Origin of the sequence: Pseudoalteromonas sp. D15MCD-2, assembly GCF_038562745.1 — a bacterium.
GTDB lineage: Bacteria > Pseudomonadota > Gammaproteobacteria > Enterobacterales > Alteromonadaceae > Pseudoalteromonas.
In genome coordinates this window covers 1,277,436-1,302,639 of record NZ_JBCFQE010000001.1, presented here as the reverse complement: position 1 = coordinate 1,302,639, position 25,204 = coordinate 1,277,436, and the positions used below count along the sequence as shown (strand labels likewise).

Below are 25,204 nucleotides of genomic sequence, written 5' to 3'. Positions count from 1 at the left end.
TTGCTCGGCTTTAAGCAAATACTGGAGAGGTTTAACCTTTATATTTGCTCATTACTAATGTGGCGTTAGTGCCACCGAAACCGAAGCTGTTAGACATAACTGTATTTAGTTCAACGTCTTTACGCTCAGTTACAATATTTAGACCTTCAGCTTGCTCATCTAGTTCATCAATGTTGATAGATGGAGCAACAAAGTTATGCTCAAGCATTAATAGCGAGAAGATTGCTTCATGAACGCCTGCTGCACCTAAAGCGTGACCTGTCATCGCTTTGGTTGCACTGATCATTGGCGAGTTACCACCAAATACTTCTTGAATAGCGCCAAGCTCTTTCACATCACCAACAGGTGTTGAAGTACCGTGAGTATTTAAGTAATCAATGCCGCCTTCAAGATCTTGCATTGCTTGCTTCATACAACGTACAGCGCCTTCACCTGATGGAGCTACCATGTCGTAGCCGTCAGAAGTTGCACCGTAACCAGTGATTTCTGCATAAATGTGCGCGCCACGAGCCAGTGCATGCTCAAGTTCTTCAACAACAACGATACCGCCACCGCCAGAGATAACGAAACCGTCACGGTTTGCATCGTATGTACGTGATGCTTTCTCTGGTGTTTCATTGTACTTAGTAGACAATGCACCCATTGCATCGAATTCCATTGCTAGCGTCCAGTGAAGCTCTTCACCACCACCTGCAAAGATTACGTCTTGCTTGCCTAATTGAATTTGCTCAACCGCATGACCGATACAGTGTGCAGATGTCGCACATGCAGAGCTTAATGAGTAGTTAACACCTTTAATTTTAAATGGTGTTGCAAGACACGCCGAAGTCGTACTAGCCATAGTACGTGGTACCATGTAAGGACCAACACGTTTTACGCCTTTTTCACGTAAAATGTCAGCCGCTTCAACTTGCCATTTAGATGAACCACCACCTGAACCCACTAATAAACCAGTGCGCTCGTTTGAAACTTGATCTTCACTAAGGCCAGCATCTGCAATCGCTTGTGACATTGAGATATAAGCGTATGCAGCAGCATCGCCCATAAAGCGCATTGCTTTACGATCAACAAACTCTTTAACATCAATATCGATTTTGCCAGATACGGTACTACGTAGGTTGTAGTCAGCAAACTCTTGGTTGAACGCGATACCACTACGGCCTTGTTTTAATGATTCTAATACTTCTTCTTTGTTGTTACCGATGCTTGAAACAACACCGATGCCCGTAATAACGGCTCTTCTCATGGGTAATTACCTTAGCTCTATACTAAATTGTGTTCTATTTTACGCTGAAATTACTTTCGAAGTGGTCAGCTTTCTAGCGTACACATGTACTCTGAATGTCTAGCTTATAAATAACGCCAGACTATTTCAAAGAAAACACGTAAAATAATGAAAAAAGTTTGTAGTTAATTAGTTAAACCATGATCAAAAACGCACATATTCATTTTAATCACCTTGGTACCCCTGTCGCCGATCAGTTTGACGATGTTTATTTCTCTAATGAGGATGGCTTAGCCGAATCACATTATGTGTTTTATCAACAAAACCATATCCCGCAACGATTACAAAATCATGACCGTAACCACTTTGCAATTGCTGAAACAGGCTTTGGTACGGGGCTTAACTTTTTAAATACCTGGCAGCACTTTGCTGCTCACCTAGATAGGCAGCATGCAGAGCAAGAAGTTCAAAATCAACCCGACCATAGTGGTAAAAAGAGTGTTTCCCGCTTGCACTTTATCTCTTTTGAAAAATTTCCTATTAAGCGTGATGACCTTGCTCAAGCACTCAAAGCCTGGCCTAGTTTAAGCAAGTATAGTGAGCAACTAATTACTCAATACCCAATTAATTTGGCCGGCTGTCATCGCCTTGAATTTGCAGGCGGCAAACTAATACTCGACCTTTACTTTGGTGACGTGCAAGACAGTATTGATGCCATGAGCTACCCAAGTGAAGGGATTGTCGATGCGTGGTATTTAGACGGCTTTGCTCCGAGCAAAAACCCAGATATGTGGCAACAGAGTTTGTTCAACAAAATGCGTGCTATCTCAAGAGCAAATGCCACACTCGCCACTTTCACTGCCGCAGGCTTTGTCAGAAGAGGACTCATCGAAGCTGGCTTTAGCATGAGTAAAGCAAAAGGCTATGGTAAAAAGCGCGAAATGCTGATTGGCGATCTCTCTGAGCCTAATGAGCAACAGTCAGGGCCTGCCTATTTTGCTCATCAGCAAAGTGAACTGAGTAATGTTGCTGTTATTGGCGGTGGTATTGCCAGTAGCAGTGTACTGTATTCACTGGCAAAAAGAGGCCTAAAAGCCACGCTTTTTTGCCAAGACGAAGCGCTTGCCATGGGCGCTTCTCACAATGTACAAGGGGCTGTGTATCCGCATTTACAAGCGAAAAATTCACCACACAGTGAAATGTTCGCCCATAGTTTTTTATATACGATGCGTCTATACCAACAATTACTTGATGATGGTTTTGACTACCCTCACCAGTGGTGTGGTGTATTACAGCACGCGGTTAAACAAGGCCTAGCTGATAAACATCAAAACCTTGCCGATAAAGAACTTTGGCCAGCTGAATTAATGCGTAATGTAAGCGCCGAAGAAGGTGACGAAATTGCCGGTGTAGAAACAGGCTACTCAGGTGTATTCTTTGCAAAAGGTGGCTGGGTAAATCCACCAGCACTGGTTACAGCATTATTTAATGCGGCAAATTCGTTAAGTGCAACTACCAATAATAAAATGGACAGTCACTTTAATTGCCATATTGAAAAGCTCGAGAAAACCGCTGATGGCTGGTTACTACACAGCAAAGAGCAAACTTTCGGGCCATTTAGTGATGTGATTAATTGTGCAGGTGAACACAGTGACCAGTTTAGCCAAACTCAAGCGCTACCTATTGTTGGTGTGCGCGGCCAAGTCTCGCATGTGCAAGCAAGCGAGCAGTCAAAACGCCTAAAGACCGTGCTTTGCCATAAGGGCTATTTTACTCCTGAATATCAGGGCCATCATTGCATGGGCGCGACTTTTGAAAAAAACTCAAAAAGCCGTGAAGTTAAAGAGCAAGACAACCACACCAATCGCGAACAACTATTAAGTTTTTACACAAACAGCGAGTTTGCAACGACCTTAGGTGAGATAACTGCAGCGAAAGCAGCTGTAAGGTGTACCTTCATTGACCATTTACCTATGGCTGGTGAATGGGCTGAACAAAGTGATTATGTAAGTGCGTTTGCTAATTTAAGATTAGGTAAGCGTTATCAGTACCAAACGTTAACGAAACCTCAGCAAGGCTTGCATCTACTCACTGGCTTTGGTGCAAGAGGCCTGTGCAGTGCCCCTTTGTGTGCTGAGCATTTAATTGCATGTTTAAACAATGAGCCAAGACCGTTTAGCGAGCGCGTGAGTCAGGCTATTCACCCCGCCCGCTTTATTGTTCGCGACCTAATTCGTAATAAAATTTAAAGGGGCCAAAAAGCCCCTTTTGATTGTTAATTACTTAATCGCTCAACTAGCTCTACGCGCCGGTTTAGCTGACGACCCAAATCATTTTTATTATTGGCAGCTGGCGCATAAGGGCCTACGCCATAACTAATTAAACGCGACTCTTTAATGCCATATTGACTCACGAGCGCTTTAACAACTGCTTTAGCTCGCTTAGATGACAGCCCTAAATTATATTCTGGGCTTCCTTTATCATCTGTATGACCAACAACGTACAAGTTTAAGCTGTTATTTTTATTTAAAACATCTGCAATCACTTTTAATGACTCTGCTGACTCTGGCTTAATGTCTGATTTATCATGATCAAAGTAAATGCCATAAATGGCTGCTTTACCTTTTTGCTCTAGTTGCTTTAACACTTGGTCCGGATTGGTTTTAACTAAATCGCCTTGTAAAGGCTCTGTTCGAATTATAACAAGCTGCACTCGCGAAGTGCCTTGGTAATTCCCAACAAAAAATGCGACATAGGTTGTTTGATTTTCTATGGTGCTTTTCATTAACTGATAGCGCGGCTGGCGATAATAGTTATAAACTTGTTTTACCGACAAGTGATCACCAAGTGCTTGTATTATCTTACGGTCGTCACCACATGCTTGACGCTCGCAACTAAAAACCGTTTCGAAGCCTTCTTTTGTTAAGGCAGACACATAGTTATGAAAGACCTTAAGGGTTGATACTTTTCTAATTTCATAAGTAATACGAGTGATATCACCTATCACATCTTCAACAGGTAGCGCTTTGTTTTTACGGTTGAATATTCCTGTTGGTAGTGAAAATTCTTCGTAATCAATTTGCTCGTAGTCTTCAATAAAACTACCAGGATAACGGCTAAGTAATGGATGATCGCTTGAGCCTCTAATATCGTCTTTAGGTGCTTTGGTAACGGGATTTGTTTGCTGTTTTGCAAAAGCAGCTGTATTGGCTTTTATCAGGTCTGTTTCAAGCTCTTTAATCGCAATTGAGCTATTCATAACACGCGTTTTACTGTTGTACTGGCCAACAAATAATGACACAGCAAACTCAGGCTTTTCACCTTTAGTGGCAAGTAGATAATATGGCTTACGATGATAATTATAGAGCTGAAAGTAACCGACTTCCTCTGCAAAATCACTGCTGTCACCGCAAGCGTCTAGCTGACAAGAATAAACAATATTAAAACCATCGCTGAGTAAAGCGTGTTTATAGTTTTCAAATACTTTGAGAGTGGCAACATTGTTTATTTCGTACAATGTGTGGGTTACATCGCCAATAAAGTCTGTGTAACTAAATCGCTCTGATGACTTTTTACTGTCATCAAACTGATTCATTAATTGTGTCTGTTCGCCACTTAGTTTAACCGACTTTTCAACGTCACTATTTGGATAAGGTGATAACCATTGATTAGCAGATACCGCGTTGCAAAATGCCAATATTACTAACACCAAAGGTTTAATAAATATTTTCACTTTAAGTCCTTTTAATTGAATTTGTACCTAGTTCAGTACTATGCCAAATAATACTTTTTTATTCAAAGTTTGCTTGTACCCCTTTAAAAATAAATCCACACCCCAAGGTCTTTAGTAACAAAGCAATTAGAAGGAGTTTGATATGAAGACCTTAATCATTGGCGCAACGGGCCAAATAGGTAAAATGACCACCGAAAAAATGCTGGCAAACGGTCATGATGTAGTGGCTCTGGTTCGAGATAAAAGCAAACTGAGTACACTTGAAAGTAGTCATTTAATGATTGTAGAGCAAGACCTCGAAAACGATTTTAGTCGTGCCTTCGAGGGCGTTGAACAAGTGATTTTTAGCGCGGGCTCCGGCGGCGCAACGGGTGCTGATAAAACCTTACTGATAGATCTATGGGCCGCTGTTAAAGCGATTAATTATGCGGTAGATGCCAAGGTTAAGCACTTTATAATGGTGAGCTCTATTGGTGCTGATGCCCCTGACAACATTGAAAGTAGTATCAAACCGTATTTAGTTGCAAAACACATGGCTGATCAACATTTAATCAATAGCGAATTGAATCACAGCATTGTCAGACCTGGCACGCTATTAAATGACGCTGCAACAGGGCTATTAACCACCACGCGGCCTGCAACCCGCCAAGATGCGGTGATCAACCGTGAAGATGTAGCAGATACCCTGCTATACCTTGCTGAACATACACCGAAAAAACCACAAGTGTTTGAATTATTTAATGGTGATAAGTCAATCGACAGCCTACTAGGCGATTGATTAGGTATGAATACGTATGCATAAGAAATAAGATTGAGAAAGCGCGTAAAGCACTTTAGTTTATTGTTTACATAATAATAACAAAGGTGCTTTATGCGTCATTTTGCTTTACTTTTTTGCTTTGCTTTTACGTCGGCTTGTTTTGCCGCACCGGTAAAAGTTCAAAGCTACAGTGGCGATACCTCCCTTCCCCACAAATTACTGATCAGCGCCATCGAACGTGCTGACTTAGAGTATATTCACCCTTATGAAACCAATAAAGATATCTCTAATGCACGTATCTTAAACGATGTAAAAAACAACCAGCTTGATGTGATGTGGAGCATGACATCAACTCAGTTAGAACAGGATTATAAAGCCGTTTATATTCCCTTGTTTCGTGGCTTACTTGGCATGCGAGTCGCGATTGTGAAAGCACAAAATCGCGAACTGTTTAGATCAGTAACTAGCTTACAAGATTTAAAACGTTTTACCGCTGGGCAAGGTAAAACCTGGCCAGACACTAAAATATTAAAAGCAAATCAACTACCCGTTGTTACCACATTAAAATACCCTAATTTGTTCCCAATGCTTGAAGGCGAGCGCTTTGATTACTTCCCACGCGGTGTGAATGAACCTTGGGATGAAATTGCCAATCACTCAGAGCTTAACCTCACTGTTGAGCCACACTTGGTCATTAAGTACACCGCACCACTTTACTTTTTCGTCAACAAAAACAACCACACGCTGCATAAACAGCTAAATGATGCGCTAAACGAGATGATTGCTGATGGCACATTTAACGCCATGTTTTTGGCAGACAGCCAAGTACAAACGGTTTTATCAAAAGCCAACTTAAGCTCGCGTCGCGTTATTGAGCTAGATAACCCAACATTATCGTCGAACACACCTAATAAAAATAGCCCTTTGTGGTTTAACCCATTTCAATGAGCGCACAATGAAATCATTAAAATATAAAATGACCTTGGCACTGTCTTTGTGCCTTTTACTGAGCGTGATCTTCGTGATCAGTGCAAACTACCTGCTGGCAAAGTCGAGTCAAACACAACAATGGCAAGACGACATCACGGCTCTTAATGAGCAAATGCAGGTTATTTTAGCCGAGCCGGTATTCTCTTATGATGAACCGTTAATCAATCAGATTATTAAAGCCTTTTCGCAAAACAAACATGTACATAGCATTTCAGTGACAGATCATCGCAATAAGCCACTGGCCGCTATTACAAAACAAAGCAATAACGCATCGGTTAGCAAAACTATTGATTTGCACTATTTAGATAATTTAATTGGTCACATAAAAATTGGTTACTCACAACAAGCACTGCATAGCACCATTGCTGATTCAACACGCACCATGTTTATTACCTTGCTGGTCTCTTTTATCGCCTTGGGTGCGGTGATTATTTATATCGTGCGACTGTTAGTGATAAAACCAATAGATAGCGTAAATAGCCTTGTTGATGAAATTGTCAAAGGTGAAGGCGACCTTACAAAACGTATTAGCTATCAATCTAATGATGAAATAGGCTATTTGGTTGATGGTTTCAATCGATTTATAGCGCAAGTACAAGAAATAATTACAGAGCTAGGCAGCACAGCCAGTGAACTTGAAATGATAGCCAGTACAGTAAACGAAGCATCTGTGCGCTCTAAAAACGAAGCCGAGCTTGAATATAACCGCACTGATTCAGCAACCAATGCGCTTAGTCAGTTAAGTGAAGCAACCAAAGAGATTGCGCAAGGAGCTAATCAAACTGCACAGCAAACAACCGACGTTCATCGCTTATGCCAACAGGGCGAACAAAATATGAATGCCAATGGCAACATGGTTGGCGAATTAGCTGCACAACTCGACCATACATCAAACGTAGTTAAACAATTAAACGCCAGCAGTAACGAAATCAGCCAAGTGCTCGATGTTATAAAAAGTATTGCCGAGCAAACCAATTTACTGGCTCTAAATGCTGCTATTGAAGCGGCTCGTGCAGGGGAATCAGGTCGTGGCTTTGCGGTGGTGGCCGATGAAGTAAGAGCGCTTGCTAGTAAAACCTATGATTCAACGTCTGAGATTGAGTCGATTATTGTATCGCTACACAACAATACCTCTGATTGTGTAACCGCAACGGAGCAAAGTAAGTCACTCAGCGATAAAGTGAGCCAAGCGAATCAAAAAAGCCAAGCGGTGTTTAAAGATATTGCTAAACAAATCAATACCATTAATCAAATGAACGAAAGCGTGGCAGCAAGTTCTGAAGAGCAAACCAGTGTGACCGCTGATATCTTAAATACCATGCAGCTCATTAACCAAGGCGCTAAGAGCCTATCGCAAGAAGCTCAGCACCTTGATAACACCATAGGCCAACTCAATGAATTAGAACGCGGCATCGTTGCCAAACTGGGTTTGTTTAAATACTAAAAGCCATAATTCCCTGCCACGCAAGTTGCAGGGAAAGCACCGTTAACACTAAACGAAAAATCTTTTTAAATTTATCTGACGAAATGCGGTGCAGTAACTTAAGGCCAAGCCAAGTACTTAAAGCACCGCTCAATATCATGAGCATAACCAGCGGCAACCACTGCCAAAATGCAAACCCCACAGCCCCATATAAAATCGCTTTTAAGGTATGTTGTACTGTCATGCAGCTTGAAAATGTGGCAGTAAACTTAAGCTTATTATAATTATTGACATATAAGCAGCTGCCAACCAAAGGCCCACTTGCCCCTACAAACATCGAAATGAACGTGGTCCAAAGCCCAGCAAGAACACGCCATAACTTTGAGGTTTCTCTGAGCTTTGGCGTCACACCCCACAGTAAATAAAGCACAAAGGCAGCGACCACTATTTTCATTAATTCAAGGGGAATTGATGTGACAATCGTTGAGGCAACCAGCGCTCCTATGACTCCCCCTAAAGAGAAGTACACAAACATAGCGCCATCAATATGTTTAAACGTAAATAAAAAGCGGTTTGCGTTAGAGCCTAACTGTACTAACCCATGGACAGGAATAACCACACTCATAGGAAGCATAGATGCCATGATCACCAGCAGCATTAAGCCGCCACCCGCACCAAAAGCTGCTGAAATCATAGAAGTAAAGCCCGCAACCACAATGAGCATTATAGTGCTGATCGGACTTAATAAATCTCCACCCAAAAACTGCCAACTGATCAAATCCATTGTTACGCTTTAAATAGTGTGTTTGAGCTAACGCTATCATGGCTCACCACTATTAGCGACTATTTGAAAAACCCTTTCGACTAAAAGACCATATCAACCAAAAGAGAAGTGCCCCTAAATTCACAACTGGTCAGACTTGTGGTTTATTTTGTTAAACCTATGGGTTATAACTATGCCCACAACACTATAAAATTGAAGGCACAGCATGACACTGATGAATGTAAGCACACAAGGTTCTGTTGCTATCTTAACTATGACAACAGCTGAAAATCGTCATAACCCTGCTTTTGCAGAGGCTTTTTTAAATTGCCTTGACGAAATCGAACGCAATCCTGAACACAAAGCACTGGTGATCACTTCAAGCAGCGAAAAATCATGGAGCTTGGGCATAGATACCGATTGGCTTATGCCGGCATTAAAAGCACAAGAATTTGCAGAAGTAAGTGGCTTTATGCACTCGATGGATGCGGTATTTAAACGCCTATTACTCTTCCCAATGCCAGTAATCGCAGCGATAAATGGCCACGCATTTGGTAATGGCGCTATTTTATCGTGCGCTTGTGATTTTAGGTTTATGCAAAGCGACCGTGGTTTCTTCTGCTTCCCCGAAGTGGACTTATCGATCCCGTTTTTACCGGGCATGCTCGCCTTTATTAAAAAAGCCATTCCAGACTATCGCTTTAACGAAATGATGCTAACTGGCCGCCGCGTTACCGCTGGCGAACTTGCCACAGATCATGTTATCGAACAAGCTTGCCCAAACAGCGAAGCTTTATTTAATACCGCCCTCGAATTTGCCAGCCAATTCGATAAAAAACGCGCTATTTTCGCAGAGCACAAAAAGCGCCTACACAAACACATCATCGACACCATTGATACCGAAAACAAACCGATTATTGATGCCGTTCAGTTGGTTGTTTAGGAAACAAACGCTGTAACTGGACAAAGGTGTCTTCGAGTTGAAGGCACCCAAAACTAAATCATTAAAAATAAAATAAAAAACAACCCAATTAACCCAGATAAAATTCAAAAGCGGTTTTAACAAACCTAATAAAAAGAGACTAAATATCTTTAAAAAAATCTCTAGCTGCACCATAAATATTGCGTATTTTAAAATCAAAATGTCTCAAAAACTTGAAACCTTCTTATTTTAAGCAAAGCTTTATCTCAAGCAGTTCATTTATTACCTCGCTATATGTAGTAAGTATAAATTAGTAAATAGTATTAAGGAGATAATTATGAGATATGGAATATTATTTGTCTTATTAACATTCTGTGGCTGCACGACTAATCACTTTTCAGAAGCTATTTTATATAAGCAAAAAAATAATAATATCTACGAAATCCCATCAACCGGAAATAATCCAATTTACGTCGACACTGATTCTGTATTTCAATTAGAAATTGATTACCTTCAGCCTGGCTGGATCCATAACGGTGAGTCAAGTCCTACCTTAGACGATGATAAATACATAGGATTCGAAAAAAAAATAACCTCCCACCTTTTCGGGAAAGAGCTTTGGCTCTTAACAAGGATTGAGAGTTTATCAGCAGAAGATGTATTAGAGCGACAAAGCAAAACCTACTACAAAACGACAAACATAAAAATAAACTCAGAATCTTACGCTAAAGTGGCATTAGATGCTTCTGAGAAAATTGTGTTTACTCATGGTGCAGATAACCCTTATAGGGTTACATTCAAATTATATGAAGTTGAGGGGTTTGATTTAAAAAAAGCTGCTGTAAAAGCTTACGATGACAGCCCTGGTTTAGCTGGTATTTTTATTACAATAGGACAAACAATTAGCTCTACTTTAGGAAGTTTAGCAGGATCAATTGTTACTGACCTTTGGAAAAGTGCATCTGAGGAGCAACTTTTCATAGAGAGGATTTTACTTGAAAACGATGCAACTCTGGAGTTTCAAGGTACAATACATATACTCAGGAAAGATGATGTCCTTGGTGAAAACCTTCCCTTGAAGAGAACTTCTTATGTGCTATACGACAAGTTTAAGTCCGAAGGCTGGGATACTAATTATTCAGATAAATCTAGCTATGAAAAAATGAAAATAGAGAAAGATACAGACATCGATATTAGCCAACAATTCGCCAACAAGCTTGATAAACGCTCCTATATAAAACTAAAACTAACAGAAGCTCTATCAGGCCCAGCAACAGAGGGGTTAAAAGCAAATGGGTTTATTTCTACTCCAGAGCATATATCGTTTATTAACTCTATAAAAGTGGATTAGTCAAATGGCATATCACTCTTAATGCGAAGTAAAATTACATTTTTATAAACATTTTAGACAATAAAAAAGGCCGCTCTGAGAGCAGCCTTTTTCATATTTGGTGGAGCTGGGGGGATTTGAACCCCCGTCCGAAAAGCCTCGACCTTTGGTACTACATGCTTAGTATCGTCTTTTAGTTAACCTTATACAGCTCGGACGAACACGATCTGCAAAGGCGAGGCCGCTTAGTTTTAGCCCTTCAACCCCGGCCAGGGTTTCCGTAGCGAGTCCGTGTAGGGTGACACTTCAGAACCGGGTCCACAGACATACACCGGAGAAGTGCTAGCGGGCTATTATGCCGCTAGAGCGTAGTTATCGTCGTTTGCGATTACTTTAAATTGCGGCTTTTTTACGAGGCCAACCGCACCTCGACATGCACCTCGGGCGTCTTGAATTCCGTCGAATCCTAATCAGCCCCTGAATTTGGTATCTCATTCAGAGTGTTCGTGCAGTATAACTGAGTAGCCTATTCATACTCAAGGCATTAATCAGGAAATTTTTGCTAAGTGCCTTTGAATGCTGAATTTTCCAGCAAGAAAAATCTGTTTTTATACATATTTTTACATTTAATGCATACATTTTCTTAACATAGTACAAAAGTTGTGCTGAAATAGGAAACGTTGTTACCCTTCTTCAAAAATAACCTGTAACAACACATAACTATAATAACAGGCAGTTTTTTACAGGGCTTTTCAGATGTCGATGTTTTCATTCGATGAACAAAGCGGCTATGTCACTTTGTGTGAGCATCCTCGAGATGCGGGTTTTCCTACTACAAGTTCTCAACTAATTGAATTACTTGAGCAGTCTGCTTATGCCTGCTACGAATATATTGATGCCAATATAGGTAAGTTGTTTATACCTAGCAGCCAATATCAAAACCAATCTTTAGTGGTTGCTAAAGCCGTTGATGCTCACCTTGAAGTAAAAGTCGATGCTAAAAACATGGTGGTTGAAGCAAGCTTAACAACAGCCCGTGGCGGTAAAATTGTTAGCATGGATATGGCGCAAGAGGTGCTTGCAGAGGCGGGAGTGATTAAAGGCATTAGTTTACGTGCCCTTGATACCTTTTTAGGCCAACAATTTAAGCAACCACCGGGCGCCCATTACACCGCAATTGTTGCCCATGGCAGAATGCCTAAAGAAGGCACTGATGCTAAATTTGTACGCTTATGCTCTACAGCCCAAGACCGCGTTCTTAGCCCGCAAGCGACCTCTGGCGGTAAAGTCGACATGCGTAATTTAGGTGCCATTATTACCGTTAAGCCGGGTACACCATTAATGCAACGAGTTCCTGCAACACCCGGTGAAGATGGCTTTACTGTGTTTGGTGATGTGATGCCAGCTAAGCCCGGTAAAGACTTACCCCTTGAGCCATTCGAAGGAACGCGTATTGACCCTAATAATAGCGATATGTTGATTGCCGATGCGAAGGGGGTGCCTGTTGCCCTACCCCGCGGTATGCGCGTTGACGACGTATTGTGCTTTCATCATGTAGATGTGAGTACGGGCCATGTCGAATTTGATGGCAGTGTTATTATTAGTGGTGATGTAAAAGATGGTATGCGCGTCAAAGCCACGGGGGATATCACTGTATTAGGCTTTGTTGAATCAGCCACAATTGAAAGTAAAAGTGAAGTCACCGTCATGCTTGGGGCTGTTGGCAGAAAACGTGAAAACGTCGAAAACTTTACCTGTAACATCACGGCTTCGCGCACTATCTCAGTGGGTTATGCTCAGTACTGCCATATAAAAACAGAGCAAGATTTATTCATTGAACGCCAAGCTTTACATTGTGATTTAAGCGCTCGCCGCCTTATTCGAGTCGGCAAAGCCAATAACCCGCGAGGCAAAATTATTGGTGGCAATATTTTAGATGCGATGCGAATTGAAACTGGCGAGCTTGGTGCGCCATCAGGCACTAAAACACGGGTTTTCATTGCTCAGTACTGGCATGATTTACGCCAAAAGCAGCAGCAAATTAATGACTTTGAAAAGTTATTAGCGACAAAAGCAGCTGCCTTACAACAAGCTCGCAAAAAGGCCAATAAAATACCCGACCCAGCCCAGCGTGCGCATTATATTAAAAAGATAACTGCCAGCGAACAGCAGATTAAAATTAAAACAGCCAGCACGAAGAAAAAGAAACACTTAGTGAAAATTAAGATTGCGCGCTTATTGGCAACAAGCCGCTTAAAAGTGAATGAATTAATGCATCCAGGGGTGGAGCTTAAGATAGCGCAAGAGAGTAAACAGTTTTCACGTATTTACCCTCCTAACATGGTGCGTTTTTTTGAAGGTAAGATCACTCAGTCGTTTTAACGGCTGAGTCTTGCTCTTCTTCACTTGCTTCAGTTTCAGGCAATGGCCAACCGCCGAGTTGTTGCCAGCGATTAACGATTAAACAAAACAGTTCTGCAGTACGCTCGGTATCATAAAGTGCTGAGTGAGCTTGTTTATTATCAAACTCAATACCTGCCGCCCTACAAGCTTTAGCTAATACTGTTTGCCCTAGTGCAAGACCTGCCAGTGATGTGGTATCAAAGCTAACAAATGGGTGAAATGGCGTGCGCTTAATTTTACAACGCTCAATGGCGGCATTTAAAAAGCCGTGATCAAACGCTGCATTATGTGCTACTACCACTGAACGCTGACAACCCGCTGCTTTTTGTGCCTTGCGCACAACTTTACAGATTTCTTTAATCGCTTCTTCTTCAGGCACTGCACCACGCAGCGCAGAGAATGGATCAATACCATTAAACTCAATGGCCGCTTGTTCAATATTCGCGCCTTCAAATGGCTCAACATGAAAATGCACAGTATGATCAATACTTAACACGCCGTCGTCATCCATTTTAAGGACAGATGCAGCGATTTCTAATAACGCATCGGTCTCTTTGTTAAAACCTGCGGTTTCAACATCAATCACAACAGGAAAAAAGCCACGAAAGCGTTTTGCGAAAAGAGTTTGTTCAGTATTTTCCATAGTCTTCTTGGTTTGCCAGTGTAAGCTGGCTATTATGTCAAAAACCACGGCTACTCTGCTAGAGTAAATAGTGTGAAATCGCAGATTCTTACTGAGTTTTTAGGCACATTACTTGCTTTACATTAATCAGCTAGCCCTGTGTTTAGTATGCTGATGCAATTAAACACAAAAATTGCCAATTATTTGGCATTGATGATTTGTTGGAGAATTACCGTGATGAAGCTTTCATTACTTCCTTTAAGCCTAGGCCTATTAACCTCAGTTGCAAGTATAAATGCGCATGCAGCCATGCGTGAGTATACCGCTAATGCTGATATGTCGAACTGGCAAATGGTTAAAACATCTCGCTTAGAATGCCAATTAAATCATGAAGTTCCTTACTATGGTGAAGCAATTTTCAGCACCACTGCCAGTAAAAATAAAGACGTAAACTTTAACCTTGATATGGTCGTACGCCCAGACAACTACAGTATTGCTGGTCTAAAAGCCGTACCACCTAGTTGGCGTGCAGGTATGCCTGCTCGAGACTTAGCGAATATGAAACTATTACGCAAATTTGACGGCGAGCTTGGCAACAAAACTGCTTGGGAAATGCTGACCGAACTTGAAAAAGGTTACCAACCGACATTTTATTACCAAGACTGGCAAAACAGTGCCGATAAAATTGCCGTTGGTTTATCGAGTGTCAACTTTAAGCAAGCCTATTGGGCGTTTTTACAGTGCCGAGATGCAATGCTGCCTTACAGCTTTGAAGATATTTCGTTCACAGTGATGAACTATGAGCCTAATACCAGCAAGCTGACTAAATCATCACAAAAACGCTTAGACAAAATTGGCGAATACTTAAAGTACGACACCAATATTGAGTCTATTTCAATATCATCTTACACCGACAGCTACGGTGGTCGCTGGAACAACCTCGAATTATCAAAGAAACGCGCTAAAGCGATTAAGGATTACATTGTTAGCTTAGGGGTCGATGAAAGCAAAGTAGATACCGATGGTTACGGTGAAAAGCGCCATGTTGCTAGCAACGACAACATTTTAGACCGAAACAAAAACCGTCGTTTAGTCATTCAAATTGCAAAAATGTAGCCGCTGCAGCGGCTACTAACCTTAACTCATTTCTACCGACTTCACGCCTTTAAAGCGCTTTAGCCACTTATCGCCAAACTGAAAAAATGCGAGGCTAATCATAATGATGGTCGCGCCAACAATCAGTGCTTGGTCAATGGGCTCATCATTAAGTAAACCACCAATCGCGATTGCAAAACTTGGTGTGATCAGGGTTGTTAATGCGACCGTGCTGGCGTTCAACTTCTGCAATACATGAAAATACGCCAGCGCACCAACTAATGAACCAAACACGCCTAAGTAAACAATTGAGTACAGTGATTTTGCACTCCACATCTGGCTATTTAGTTGGCCATCTACAAGCAACCAAGTAATAAAAAACAGTGGGGTTACAAAAACCAACGCACCAAATGTGGTGGCCATTGGATGAATAGCAATTCTTACCCGTTTGATCATCACACCGCTCAAACTAAAAAAGCACACCGCCATAAATACATATAACAGACCACTAAGCTGCTCTACCCCACCTTGAATATGGCGTTGGCTTACTAAAAATAAACCGATTAAAGCACAGCCAAGTGCGCCAAGCTTAATGGCGCTAAACTTAGGTTCATTCAAGATCTTTTGCGCAAGTAAGCCCGATAAAATTGGCGCAAGGCCAAACATCAATGATATTAACCCTGAAGGCACTGTTTTAGCAGCCATGTAGCTTAATAACATGCCGCCAAAAATACCTATGCTTGAATAGCCATAAAGGAATAAAGCACGGCGATGCCATGGCACTCGGATATTGGCAACAGCAACGACAAACCAAGCCAACACCAGCCCCACCAGCATGCGTAAAAACACAGCCAGAGTCGGCGCTACCGTTTCACTACTCCAAACAATACCCAGTGGTGTTGTTGACCAAATCACCACCATTAAAAAATATGAGGCTTTAACAGGCACAAGCTTATTCCTTTAAAAAGGCGAAAAAAGCGGAAGAGAATTTAAAAGGGAAATAACCAACCGCTTAGAACGCGGTTAGTAAAACTTACTTAATTAACCGCAGCACATAACAGACCATACGACTGATGAGGTCAGGCGCATACAATTGTTTGTTGGTCGTTGGTTTAGCTGCATCATGGTATTTAATAAAGTAAGTTGAAGAAGCTTAAGAATCCGCCTAAATGGTGATTTTGTCAACACGAATACTCATGCTATTTGGCAAAAAGTTATTTGCTGATTTCAACAGCCTGTTTGCACATGTAAATCATAGGTTACATTTAATTTCTTTGATTTATAACAAAACTATTTAAGTTTTGTTAAACAAGTTATATCTTGCTTGCCTCTCACGAAGTTTAAGGGGCAAAAAGTGCTTAAAAATAAAACAATAGGTAGCATGTTAATTGTTGCTGGCACCACCATAGGTGCAGGGATGCTGGCATTGCCTATCGCCTCCGCAGGGCTTGGTTTCACAACAGCGTTATCACTAATCTTTTTAACTTGGGTTTTAATGACCTACACAGCATTGCTGATGCTAGAGCTCCATCAATATGCCGACAGAGATGCAACCCTCAATACGTTAGCTAAGTCATGGTTGGGTAAACGTGGGCAATGGGTCGCTAACTTTTCGGTGATGTTTTTGTTTTACGCATTATGCGCTGCCTATATCGCAGGTGGCGGTGCGCAATTACAAGAAAAGCTCAACAATGGTTTATCGCTTTCTTTAGCGCCGCAAGTTGGCTCAGTTATTCTGGCTGTTGTGATTGGTACTGTGGTGACACTAGGTACTAGCAAAGTCGATAAACTTAACCGCGTCCTGTTCACCATTAAAGTGTGTGTATTAGCCAGCTTATTTTATATGCTGACGCCTTATGTTCACGGTCAACACTTACTTGAAATGCCGATTGAACAAGGTCTAATTTTATCTGCAATCCCGGTGGTGTTTACCTCATTTGGTTTTCATGGCTCTATTCCATCGATTGTGAAATACGTGGGTTTAGATATCAAAACACTTCGTAAAGTAATGGTGGCAGGTGCGGCACTACCTTTAGTCATTTACATTTTTTGGCAGTTACTTAGCCAAGGCATAATGAGTCAAAACGACTTATTGCAAAGCCAAGGCTTACCTGGATTTGTAAGCAGTGTTGCTAGCATTGCTCACAGCCCACATGTTGCTACTGCTGTGAACATTTTTGCTGATTTAGCGTTAGCCACATCTTTCTTAGGGGTGAGTTTAGGTTTATTCGACTTTTTTGCTGATGCATTCAAAAAAGGTGATGGCAGTAAAGATCGAATCAAAACAGCCTTGATCACCTTTATTCCACCGCTAGGCTTTGCGCTATTCTATCCACAAGGGTTTATTATGGCACTTGGCTACGCCGCCATTGCGCTGGTTATTTTAGCGGTGTTTTTACCGGTTGCTATGGTCTATAAGCAACGAAGCAGCAATCCTGATGCAGGTTACCAAGTTAAAGGTGGTAATATTGGCTTAGCACTGGCCGCCCTGTTTGGTGTGCTTATTATTAGTGCTCAAGGTTTACAAATGGCGGGGCTTATTCCAGCGATTGGTTAAACAGCTCATCAAAAAAAGCACCCGAGGGTGCTTTTTTGTGTCTGGTTTAAAGCTTAATTAAAACACCATTGCTTTACCACGGCCAGATGCTTCAGAGGCTGCATCTAATTTACCGTCTTTATTGATGATCACATGCATATCACCAAAATGGCGTTCATCAAGTGTATAACCCATCTTCTCAAGCGCTTTAACAACCTTTGGTTCAAGACCTGTGTGGTATCTAATCACATTTTTAGGCCATAGCTGGTGATGAAAACGTGGGCTGTCTACCACTTGCTCTGCAGTCATATCAAATTCAACCGCATTTAAAATAGACTCATACACAGAGCTAATAATCGTGGTGCCACCCGGAGAGCCAGTTACCATTTTAACTTTATTATCCTGAAGTAGAATGGTCGGTGTCATTGAGCTCAACATACGTTTATGAGGTTGAATTTCGTTAGCTTTACCACCAATTGCACCAAATACATTCATCACACCTGGCTTGGCACTAAAGTCATCCATTTCATCATTCAAAATAAATCCTGCGCCCGATACAACCACGCCACTGCCAAAGCTTAAGTTGATGGTTGTGGTATTAGCAACGGCATTACCCCACTTATCTAGAATAGAAAAATGCGTTGTTTGCTCACTTTCGTGTAAACCTGGTTTGATGTTCTCGGTAGTTGAAATGGCATCTGGGCGAATTGTACTTGCACGATTGTTAAGGTAATCATCTGCAAGTAGAGCTGTTTCTGGCACCTCATAAAAATCTGGGTCGCCTAAATATTCTGCTCTGTCGGCAAATACGCGTTTACCTACTTCAGCCAAAATATGAACATAGGTGGTCGAGTTGTGCTCAAGCTTTTCTTCTGGCTTTGCCAAGTCGTACATTTTTAGCCATTGTAAAATAGCAATACCACCTGAACTTGGCGGTGGCGATGTGAGCACTTCGTAACCGCGCCAATTACCTTTAATCGGTGTACGCGATTTAGCTTGATAAGCTTTTAAGTCTTGCTCAGTAATAATACCGCCGTGTTGCTTCATAAACGTCGCAATGATCTTCGCTGTCTCACCTTCGTAGAAACCTGCTTTACCTTGATCACGAATACGTTTTAGTGTGGCGGCAAGTTCCGGCTGTTTAAATACCTTATTTGCTTTGGCATCAGCAAAGTAATCGGCAAAGTTAATGTTTACCGATTTTTTGGCCATTCGCGCAATGTAACGCTCGATACTTGCGGCTAGCTTAGGATGCACAATAAAGCCCTGCTCGGCTAATTTAACCGCAGGCTCTAGCAGAGTTTTCCACTCTAAGCTTCCGTGCTTTTGATGGGCAAGCCACATTCCAGCAACACTGCCCGGAACTCCACTTGCGTGAATACCGTACACTGACATGTTATCAATAACATCGCCTTTATCATCAAGGTACATATCGCGATGAGCTGCAGCAGGGGCGGTTTCGCGGTAATCAATAAAATCACCTTTGCCATCTTTTTGGATCAGCATAAAGCCCCCACCACCGATGTTTCCGGCTTCTGGTAAAGTAACCGCTAATACAAACTGTGCTGCAATTGCCGCATCAACGGCGTTACCGCCTTGCTCTAAAATAGCCCGTGCCGTATCACTGCTGTAACTATCTGGCATCGCGACGGCCGCTTGTTTTGCAAAACTTGACGGATGAAAGAATATCGCGGTAACGATCAACAGATGTGCCGCGTATTTGACTAAATTTGCCATGGTACTTCCTTTTTCTTGATGTTATTTTGACCATTTAGACATGCGAAACCCTTAAGGTCAATTAGTTACGATTAACTTAGCTAAGCTGCTCTTTAGGACATGAATAAAGTACTGCAGGTAATTCACCTTGCTCATCTTTATGGATATAGTTTTTTACAAACTTAAGGCCTAGTTTTTCCATCACCTTTATTGAGCCTAGGTTATCTTGAAGTGCTGTGGCACTGAGCGACTTTATTTCTTCTGGCTCGCTTACGGCTTTAGCAATGGCAAGTGCTGCCTCAGACGCATAGCCTTTGCCCCAGCTCATTTTTTTAAAGCGCCAGCCAATTTCTAAATCACTAAAATCAGGCTGTTCAAAAAAGCCCATAGGCCTGACTAATACCCAACCAATAAATTCATTGCTCTCGATGATGTTTACTTGCCAAAGCCCCCACCCTTTTTGCTCATTTTTATAGGCATTCAAGCGTGGAATAAACACCTCTTTAATGGTCTGCATACTGGATACTTTGCCACGCGTTAAATGTTTCATTACCTCAGGGTCGTTATCGAGCTCATAAAGTAGCTCGGCATCATTTTCATCCATTAACCGAAAACTTAATCGTGCTGTTCTAGCTATATTCATTTTTTATTGCTTATACTGCTTAAGAGTTGATTAACCATTAGAGAAAAATATGAACAAATTAGCAAGCTTAGTTTTATTAGGCTGTATTGCCTTAACGGGTTGTGATGACGCAGAACAAGCCAAGAAAGATGCCAGCGAAGCAAAAGATGAAGTAAAGCAAGCCCTAAATGATGCTTGGAGCGACGTAGAAGACGCCACCAACGAGTTTAACGACGACTCACTGCAAGAGTTACTCGAAGAGAGTAAGAAAATGGGATTAAGCATGTATGACGACGGTAAAGAAATTGCCTTAGATGCATGGATTGAGAGTAAAGAAGCGGCTGGTGAGCTGTCTGAAAAAACCAAGCAAAAAGCAAAAGAACTGGCTGAAGAATTAAGAGAAGCGCGCGAAAAGCGAGAACAAGAGAAAAATAATTAAAAAGAAAGGGCAAGTATTTACTTGCCCTTTTTTGTTAGTAATTAAAGCTCAAATTCTTTTTTGAATTTTAAGCCAAATTCACTGCGGTCGTTGCTGCGCATAACGCCAACAAAACCAGATTGTTGTAAACGACCTACATCGTACACTTCGTTTAACACGTTCTCACCGTAAAGAGTCACTTCAAAGTCACCGTTCGGGTTTAAGTAAGAGATGTTGAAACCCACTAATTCACGCGAGTCAATGTGTTCACTTTGGTTGTAAACTGATTGACCTTGCATATCGCTGCGGTATGAGTAGTTAGCGTTTACTGCCACTGTGCCACCGTTACTTAAATCAATGAAATAAGAAGGTGCGACCATCACAGTCCAACGTGGTGTTAGTGCTGGTGAGTCACCTTTACCAATACCTAATACACCGTCATCTACTTCTGTGATTTCTGAATCTAGGTAACCAATTGCGCTACGTAGCGTAAAGTCATCAGTAAATGCAATTGTTGTCTCAAGCTCGATACCTTGTGCTTTAGACTCACCCGCATTTTCTACGATAGTAACGAAACCGCCACCTGCAGTTGGATCTGAGAATGGTAATGCCAGGTCTGTGTAGTCAGTAACAAACACAGCAAGCATCATAGATACATCTTCATGTACTTGACCTTTTAGGCCAAGCTCATAGTTAATTGCTTTTGTTTCATCGAAAGAAACAAATTGATCAGGACCACCAAATGGACGCGGAGGGAAACCACCTGTTTGATAACCTTTTTGGATTTGGCCATACACGTTCATGTTATTGCTAAGCTGGTACGACGCATTTAAATCCCATGTTACTGCATCAAAATCAGCACTTACGTATTTGCGTGTTGCAAACGTTGGGAATAAGGCATCTGCTTCTTTTTTATCTTTCGAATAACGTAGACCACCGCCCACAGTTAAATCGTCGCTTAGGTCATAGCTTGCATTGATATAAGCTGCGTATGAGTTAGTTTCTTGGTTGATATCAAAGTAACCGTAATCACCAAAAGACGCTGTATTACCATCATTCAGAAGACCATCAGGTGTATTGAATGGGCTAAATACAAACGGGCCAGAACTTGTGAAGCCATCTTCATTAAAGAAATATAAGCCAGACACAAAGTCCATGTTATCGAAGCTACCGTTTAACTGGATTTCGAATGAATATTGATCTGCGCCGCCTTCTTCAGGGAATTCAGATAAGTTAAGGGCAACAGCGTCATCATCAAGACCCCCTTCGTATTCTGAGCTACGGTAGCTGGTGATGAACTTAGCCGTATACGTATTATTGATATCCCAGTCAGCTGTTAGTGAAGTACCCCAGCCTGAATAAGCCGTCGATTCAATACCCGCTACCGTTGTTGCTAAATCATCAGGATCGCTTGGTAACATGTCTTCTGTTAGTAGTGGGAAATCACCATTGAATGGGTCATTCGGGTCAAGTGGCGCCGTTAGTTCAATTGTGTATGGTGATTGGCCTGATTCGTTATCAACACCATCAATTGAGAACACAAAAGATAAGTCGCTGTTTGCTTGCCATTTAAGCGCCATACGACCGCTTAACTCTTGCTCTTCACCAATTTCTTTTTCTGGGTTTGCAAGGTTAATTGCTTCACCTACACCATCGCGTTGCTTATAAGACACGCTTGCAGACATGCTTACAGTGTCAGTAAGGCTGTTATTAAAGTAAACGTCACCGGCTAAACGACCACGGCTACCTACTTTTGCATTTGTAGTCACAATGCCTTCATCACCAGGTTGTTTAGTAATAATATTTACTGCACCACCTAATGTGTTACGACCGTACAAAGTACCTTGTGGACCACGTAATACCTCTACACGCTCAACATTTGGTAATGATAAGTTAGAGCCCATTTGGCGACCAAGGTAAACACCGTCTAAGTAAACACCTACCCCCGGATCAGTTGTGATCACGTGGTCTTGTAAACCAATACCACGAATAAATACAGATGCATGGGCCGCATTACCTACACCATAACGAGTGATGTTTAGGTTAGGTACGTATTTACCGATGTCTTCAAGGTTGCTCATGTTCGCTTTATCAATCAGGTTTTCGCCGATTGATGTCACTGCTGTTGGCGACTCAAAAATGCTTTCTGTACGCTTACGCGCTGTTACTTCGATTTTTTCAAAAGCATCTTGTTTAGCAGTGGTTTTTTCTTGCTCAGCAAAGGCTGAAGTAGATAATGCAGCAACAATGGCTACAGTTAACTGTGAGAGGTGACGTAATTTCAATTAAAACTCCAAAGGATACCGTGTGTGTGTATTTTTACCCGTAAATTTCAGGCATAAAAAAAGACGCTTAGGTATAAGCATCTTTCCTCTGGAGGGGTATTATATGTTAGTTTTGTGAAAATATGTATAATTATTTTAATTTTTATCAAAAACTGTATAAATAAACCACATCACCTCCGTATTTTCGAATTATAAGCTACTAAATTCTTTGCAAATTAGTAAATAAAAATAAATGTTTAGCTCTGTATTACCGCTATAAACTTACTTGTTAACACAATTAAAATGAACAAAAAGTGAACATTATTTTTGTTGTTTTTCAATAAAGTAGAAACAAATTTCAGAAATTTCTCAGCTTCCAAAGAGTACCTAGCTCAGGTAATGTTTAATTAAGTGCAGCCAAGTTGGCAAAAGCTAACTAAACAAAAATGTGCGCAAAATTTTCCTCTGTTGGAATTTCATTTTTTAAACGTAATAATCAGCAACACAATTTACTTGTTATCATTTATCGATAGTTTTTGGCGTGAATATGGATTTTCTTTTTAATAAAAACGCGGCTGATTCTGTGTCACCTGCTTCGACTCTTCCCTACTGTATTGCGAATGATGATAAAACTCTGCTGCTTAATTACGACTCTTTAGACACTTTAACCAACCGTGAATTAATAAGTGAATTTATGAAGGTTCATGGCTATCATCATCTGGTAATTTTTAATATGCCTGATAGAGCGGATGTGCTGCCATTAAAAGACTGGCCAAAGCTAAAAGGGTTATTTTTCAAAAACACCAAGACTGATATTTTTGAACAAGGGCTACAAGAAATTAAAAAGGGAGCCTTGTGGTTTCCAAGAACAGTAAGCGATAAATGGATGAGAGAAATGCTCGAAACTGAGCAAAAAAATCAAATTCAATCAAATAACTTAACGTTTAAAGAATCTAAAGTACTGCACTTGCTTTCTTCTGGCGCGACCTGCCCTCAAATCGCCGATACTTTATTTATTAGCGAAGCGACGGTGCGAGTTCACTTGCACAAGATTTACCAAAAAATTAATGTTAAAAACAAACAAAAAGCCTTGCAGTGGTGCGAAAGAAATATAGACAAACTCAATAAGCTTGCGGGCTAAATTGCAATTAAGTTGGAACTTGGTACAGCCTCATAATTCTGTTTCCATCCTAGCGCCTATAACATGCGCTATACAGCATTGCTCAAAGCTTTAAGTATTTTTGCAAAATAATTATTTAACTCTTTGCCTTTTGGGAAAATCGTTTTTGATTGAATAACAAACAAATAATGGTCTATGCTTTTACTTGACCCCATTTTGCAAGGAGCAAACTTTGAAAGTACTCACCCCCTTACGCGCCACAATTTTAATGGCAGTCACAGCGGTCTCATTGACAGGTTGCCAGCTTACCTCAAGTGAATTACCTGCAATCAGTGATTCAGGAACAAAAAACTCAGGTCACGTTGTGTGGCATGATTTGATTACACCCAATTTGGCACAATCTCAAACATTTTATGGCAGTGTATTTGGTTGGCAGTTTCAAGCCGTTAACGATAGCTATACGCTGGCATCCTTAGACGGAAAATTAATTGCAGGCATGGCTGAACTTGATAATAAGCAAAATGCCAGCCACTGGCTGAGCCTTATCAGTAGTAAAGACATCGCTGCCGTCAGTGAAAAAACTATCAAAGCCGGAGGTAAAGTCTTAGTAAGCAGTACCGAAATTAAAGGCCGTGGCACTATTGCTGTATTAGAAGACCCCCAAGGGGCTGTTTTTTCACTGATCAATACTGTTAATGGTGACCCTGAAACGCATCAAACCGATAACGGCTGGATTTGGCAAGAAGTATGGAGTGATAACCCAGAGCAGAGCAAAGCCTTTTACCAATCACTTGGTAATTATTCAGCACAAAGTAAACCGCTTAAAAATGGCAATTACAACTACTTAGCCTTAAATGGCACACCTGCGATTGGCTTTGTAAAAAAACCAGATGCCGAGATAGGCAACACATGGGTGAATTACATTAAAGTAGCCGATGTTGACGCGACCCTATTAAAAGTAACCGCCGCAGGCGGCATAGTTCTAATGGCACCAAATGACAAAGTACGAAGTGGCAGCGTCGCCATTATTCGTGATCCAGCGGGTGCTGGTATTGTAATTCAGGAGCAAATGTAATGAATAAAAAAATGATTCGCTTAGCTGCTCTTGCGGCTGCAATGTTAGCTTTAAATGCCTGCACCCCCTATGCAAGCCTAGATATTAATGCGCCATTTAAAGTAGGTCCTGTGTACGTTAACCCAAGTATTGGCATTGGCGGTACACTTTAATCAATTTCAGGGCGCTGCGTTTTAAACAAAGCGCC

At 41.3% G+C, this 25,204-nt stretch carries 21 protein-coding genes and 1 other RNA gene; 13 read left to right on the top strand and 9 right to left on the bottom strand.

The genetic code is table 11. The features are described 5' to 3' along the window. Positions 1-31 precede the first annotated feature (31 nt). Positions 32-1,246, bottom strand: coding sequence for a beta-ketoacyl-ACP synthase I (gene fabB / locus AADY36_RS05780; protein WP_342408646.1), 1,215 nt, complete (start codon positions 1,244-1,246; stop codon positions 32-34). A 179-nt stretch (positions 1,247-1,425) separates the two neighbouring features. Between fabB and mnmC the strand changes: the two genes are divergently transcribed. Further along, the gene (mnmC, locus tag AADY36_RS05775) at positions 1,426-3,474 is read left to right on the top strand and encodes a bifunctional tRNA (5-methylaminomethyl-2-thiouridine)(34)-methyltransferase MnmD/FAD-dependent 5-carboxymethylaminomethyl-2-thiouridine(34) oxidoreductase MnmC (protein ID WP_342408645.1); all 2,049 of its coding nucleotides are present in this window, start codon (positions 1,426-1,428) and stop codon (positions 3,472-3,474) included. Positions 3,475-3,500: 26 nt separating this feature from the next. Here mnmC and AADY36_RS05770 read toward each other — a convergent pair whose 3' ends face one another. Beyond that, positions 3,501-4,958, bottom strand: a complete 1,458-nt coding sequence (locus AADY36_RS05770) for an OmpA family protein (protein ID WP_342408644.1) — start codon at positions 4,956-4,958, stop codon at positions 3,501-3,503. A gap of 142 nt (positions 4,959-5,100) precedes the next feature. Here AADY36_RS05770 and AADY36_RS05765 point away from each other — a divergent pair, with 142 nt between their 5' ends. From AADY36_RS05765 to AADY36_RS05755, 3 genes are all read left to right on the top strand, one after another. Continuing rightward, on the top strand, positions 5,101-5,736 hold the full coding sequence (locus tag AADY36_RS05765) for an SDR family oxidoreductase (RefSeq protein WP_055196939.1): 636 nt from the start codon (positions 5,101-5,103) through the stop codon (positions 5,734-5,736). Positions 5,737-5,829: 93 nt separating this feature from the next. Continuing rightward, a complete protein-coding gene (locus AADY36_RS05760; RefSeq protein WP_342408643.1) occupies positions 5,830-6,666 on the top strand; it encodes a transporter substrate-binding domain-containing protein in 837 nt (278 codons plus the stop codon). Positions 6,667-6,673: 7 nt separating this feature from the next. Continuing rightward, positions 6,674-8,152, top strand: a complete 1,479-nt coding sequence (locus AADY36_RS05755) for a methyl-accepting chemotaxis protein (protein ID WP_342408642.1) — start codon at positions 6,674-6,676, stop codon at positions 8,150-8,152. Here AADY36_RS05755 and AADY36_RS05750 read toward each other — a convergent pair. Then, on the bottom strand, positions 8,142-8,915 hold the full coding sequence (locus tag AADY36_RS05750) for a sulfite exporter TauE/SafE family protein (protein WP_342408641.1): 774 nt from the start codon (positions 8,913-8,915) through the stop codon (positions 8,142-8,144). The two genes, AADY36_RS05755 and AADY36_RS05750, sit on opposite strands and share 11 nt — an antisense overlap. A gap of 205 nt (positions 8,916-9,120) precedes the next feature. Between AADY36_RS05750 and AADY36_RS05745 the strand changes: the two genes are divergently transcribed. Continuing rightward, the gene (locus AADY36_RS05745) at positions 9,121-9,837 is read left to right on the top strand and encodes an enoyl-CoA hydratase/isomerase family protein (protein WP_054561844.1); all 717 of its coding nucleotides are present in this window, start codon (positions 9,121-9,123) and stop codon (positions 9,835-9,837) included. Between the two features lie 316 nt (positions 9,838-10,153). Then, positions 10,154-11,167 carry a hypothetical protein gene (locus tag AADY36_RS05740; protein ID WP_342408640.1) on the top strand — a complete coding sequence of 338 codons (1,014 nt, stop codon included), beginning with the start codon at positions 10,154-10,156 and terminating at the stop codon, positions 11,165-11,167. 98 nt (positions 11,168-11,265) lie between these two features. Here AADY36_RS05740 and ssrA read toward each other — a convergent pair. Further along, positions 11,266-11,624, bottom strand: a transfer-messenger RNA (tmRNA) gene (gene ssrA, locus AADY36_RS05735). Positions 11,625-11,902: 278 nt separating this feature from the next. Here ssrA and AADY36_RS05730 point away from each other — a divergent pair. Beyond that, the gene (locus AADY36_RS05730; protein WP_342408639.1) at positions 11,903-13,528 is read left to right on the top strand and encodes a FapA family protein; all 1,626 of its coding nucleotides are present in this window, start codon (positions 11,903-11,905) and stop codon (positions 13,526-13,528) included. Here the strand turns inward: AADY36_RS05730 and rnt are convergent. Continuing rightward, the gene (gene rnt, locus AADY36_RS05725) at positions 13,512-14,192 is read right to left on the bottom strand and encodes a ribonuclease T (RefSeq protein ID WP_054561849.1); all 681 of its coding nucleotides are present in this window, start codon (positions 14,190-14,192) and stop codon (positions 13,512-13,514) included. The genes AADY36_RS05730 and rnt overlap by 17 nt on opposite strands. A gap of 216 nt (positions 14,193-14,408) precedes the next feature. Here rnt and AADY36_RS05720 point away from each other — a divergent pair, with 216 nt between their 5' ends. Continuing rightward, positions 14,409-15,287, top strand: coding sequence for a flagellar protein MotY (locus AADY36_RS05720; protein WP_054561850.1), 879 nt, complete (start codon positions 14,409-14,411; stop codon positions 15,285-15,287). A 21-nt stretch (positions 15,288-15,308) separates the two neighbouring features. On the opposite strand, the gene AADY36_RS05715 is transcribed toward AADY36_RS05720, so the two are convergent. Continuing rightward, positions 15,309-16,214, bottom strand: a complete 906-nt coding sequence (locus AADY36_RS05715) for a DMT family transporter (RefSeq protein WP_342408638.1) — start codon at positions 16,212-16,214, stop codon at positions 15,309-15,311. A 406-nt stretch (positions 16,215-16,620) separates the two neighbouring features. Here AADY36_RS05715 and AADY36_RS05710 point away from each other — a divergent pair, with 406 nt between their 5' ends. After that, entirely contained in the window at positions 16,621-17,823 is a 1,203-nt protein-coding gene (locus AADY36_RS05710) for an aromatic amino acid transport family protein (RefSeq protein ID WP_082422948.1), read from the top strand. A 57-nt stretch (positions 17,824-17,880) separates the two neighbouring features. Here the strand turns inward: AADY36_RS05710 and ggt are convergent, their stop codons facing one another. Together ggt and AADY36_RS05700 are read right to left on the bottom strand one after the other, a co-directional pair. After that, positions 17,881-19,539: a gamma-glutamyltransferase gene (gene ggt, locus AADY36_RS05705; RefSeq protein ID WP_342408637.1), complete on the bottom strand. Its 1,659-nt coding sequence runs from the start codon at positions 19,537-19,539 to the stop codon at positions 17,881-17,883. A 76-nt stretch (positions 19,540-19,615) separates the two neighbouring features. Next, on the bottom strand, positions 19,616-20,161 hold the full coding sequence (locus AADY36_RS05700; RefSeq protein WP_055020938.1) for a GNAT family N-acetyltransferase: 546 nt from the start codon (positions 20,159-20,161) through the stop codon (positions 19,616-19,618). Positions 20,162-20,210: 49 nt separating this feature from the next. Between AADY36_RS05700 and AADY36_RS05695 the strand changes: the two genes are divergently transcribed. After that, entirely contained in the window at positions 20,211-20,579 is a 369-nt protein-coding gene (locus AADY36_RS05695; RefSeq protein WP_342408636.1) for a hypothetical protein, read from the top strand. Between the two features lie 41 nt (positions 20,580-20,620). Here AADY36_RS05695 and AADY36_RS05690 read toward each other — a convergent pair whose 3' ends face one another. Next, the gene (locus AADY36_RS05690; RefSeq protein ID WP_054561855.1) at positions 20,621-22,843 is read right to left on the bottom strand and encodes a TonB-dependent receptor; all 2,223 of its coding nucleotides are present in this window, start codon (positions 22,841-22,843) and stop codon (positions 20,621-20,623) included. A 526-nt stretch (positions 22,844-23,369) separates the two neighbouring features. On the opposite strand from AADY36_RS05690, the gene AADY36_RS05685 reads away from it, so the two are divergent. The 3 genes from AADY36_RS05685 to AADY36_RS05675 all read left to right on the top strand — a co-directional run bounded on the left by AADY36_RS05685 (position 23,370) and on the right by AADY36_RS05675 (position 25,169). Next, positions 23,370-23,963, top strand: coding sequence for a LuxR C-terminal-related transcriptional regulator (locus AADY36_RS05685; protein ID WP_054561856.1), 594 nt, complete (start codon positions 23,370-23,372; stop codon positions 23,961-23,963). A 211-nt stretch (positions 23,964-24,174) separates the two neighbouring features. Next, positions 24,175-25,017, top strand: a complete 843-nt coding sequence (locus AADY36_RS05680; RefSeq protein WP_235575469.1) for a VOC family protein — start codon at positions 24,175-24,177, stop codon at positions 25,015-25,017. Further along, positions 25,017-25,169, top strand: a complete 153-nt coding sequence (locus tag AADY36_RS05675; protein ID WP_167350228.1) for a hypothetical protein — start codon at positions 25,017-25,019, stop codon at positions 25,167-25,169. The genes AADY36_RS05680 and AADY36_RS05675 overlap by 1 nt, the downstream gene beginning before the upstream one ends. The last annotated feature ends 35 nt before the right edge of the window (positions 25,170-25,204 follow it).

Excerpts from the sequence above, each read along its gene's own strand:
- fabB (WP_342408646.1), bottom strand. The coding sequence starts at position 1,246 with ATGAGAAGAGCCGTTATTACGGGCATCGGTGTTGTTTCAAGCATCGGT.
- mnmC (WP_342408645.1), top strand. The coding sequence starts at position 1,426 with ATGATCAAAAACGCACATATTCATTTTAATCACCTTGGTACCCCTGTC.
- AADY36_RS05765 (WP_055196939.1), top strand. The coding sequence starts at position 5,101 with ATGAAGACCTTAATCATTGGCGCAACGGGCCAAATAGGTAAAATGACC.
- AADY36_RS05760 (WP_342408643.1), top strand. The coding sequence starts at position 5,830 with ATGCGTCATTTTGCTTTACTTTTTTGCTTTGCTTTTACGTCGGCTTGT.
- AADY36_RS05755 (WP_342408642.1), top strand. The coding sequence starts at position 6,674 with ATGAAATCATTAAAATATAAAATGACCTTGGCACTGTCTTTGTGCCTT.
- AADY36_RS05750 (WP_342408641.1), bottom strand. The coding sequence starts at position 8,915 with ATGGATTTGATCAGTTGGCAGTTTTTGGGTGGAGATTTATTAAGTCCG.
- AADY36_RS05745 (WP_054561844.1), top strand. The coding sequence starts at position 9,121 with ATGACACTGATGAATGTAAGCACACAAGGTTCTGTTGCTATCTTAACT.
- AADY36_RS05740 (WP_342408640.1), top strand. The coding sequence starts at position 10,154 with ATGAGATATGGAATATTATTTGTCTTATTAACATTCTGTGGCTGCACG.
- AADY36_RS05730 (WP_342408639.1), top strand. The coding sequence starts at position 11,903 with ATGTCGATGTTTTCATTCGATGAACAAAGCGGCTATGTCACTTTGTGT.
- rnt (WP_054561849.1), bottom strand. The coding sequence starts at position 14,192 with ATGGAAAATACTGAACAAACTCTTTTCGCAAAACGCTTTCGTGGCTTT.
- AADY36_RS05720 (WP_054561850.1), top strand. The coding sequence starts at position 14,409 with ATGAAGCTTTCATTACTTCCTTTAAGCCTAGGCCTATTAACCTCAGTT.
- ggt (WP_342408637.1), bottom strand. The coding sequence starts at position 19,539 with ATGGCAAATTTAGTCAAATACGCGGCACATCTGTTGATCGTTACCGCG.
- AADY36_RS05700 (WP_055020938.1), bottom strand. The coding sequence starts at position 20,161 with ATGAATATAGCTAGAACAGCACGATTAAGTTTTCGGTTAATGGATGAA.
- AADY36_RS05695 (WP_342408636.1), top strand. The coding sequence starts at position 20,211 with ATGAACAAATTAGCAAGCTTAGTTTTATTAGGCTGTATTGCCTTAACG.
- AADY36_RS05685 (WP_054561856.1), top strand. The coding sequence starts at position 23,370 with ATGGATTTTCTTTTTAATAAAAACGCGGCTGATTCTGTGTCACCTGCT.
- AADY36_RS05675 (WP_167350228.1), top strand. The coding sequence starts at position 25,017 with ATGAATAAAAAAATGATTCGCTTAGCTGCTCTTGCGGCTGCAATGTTA.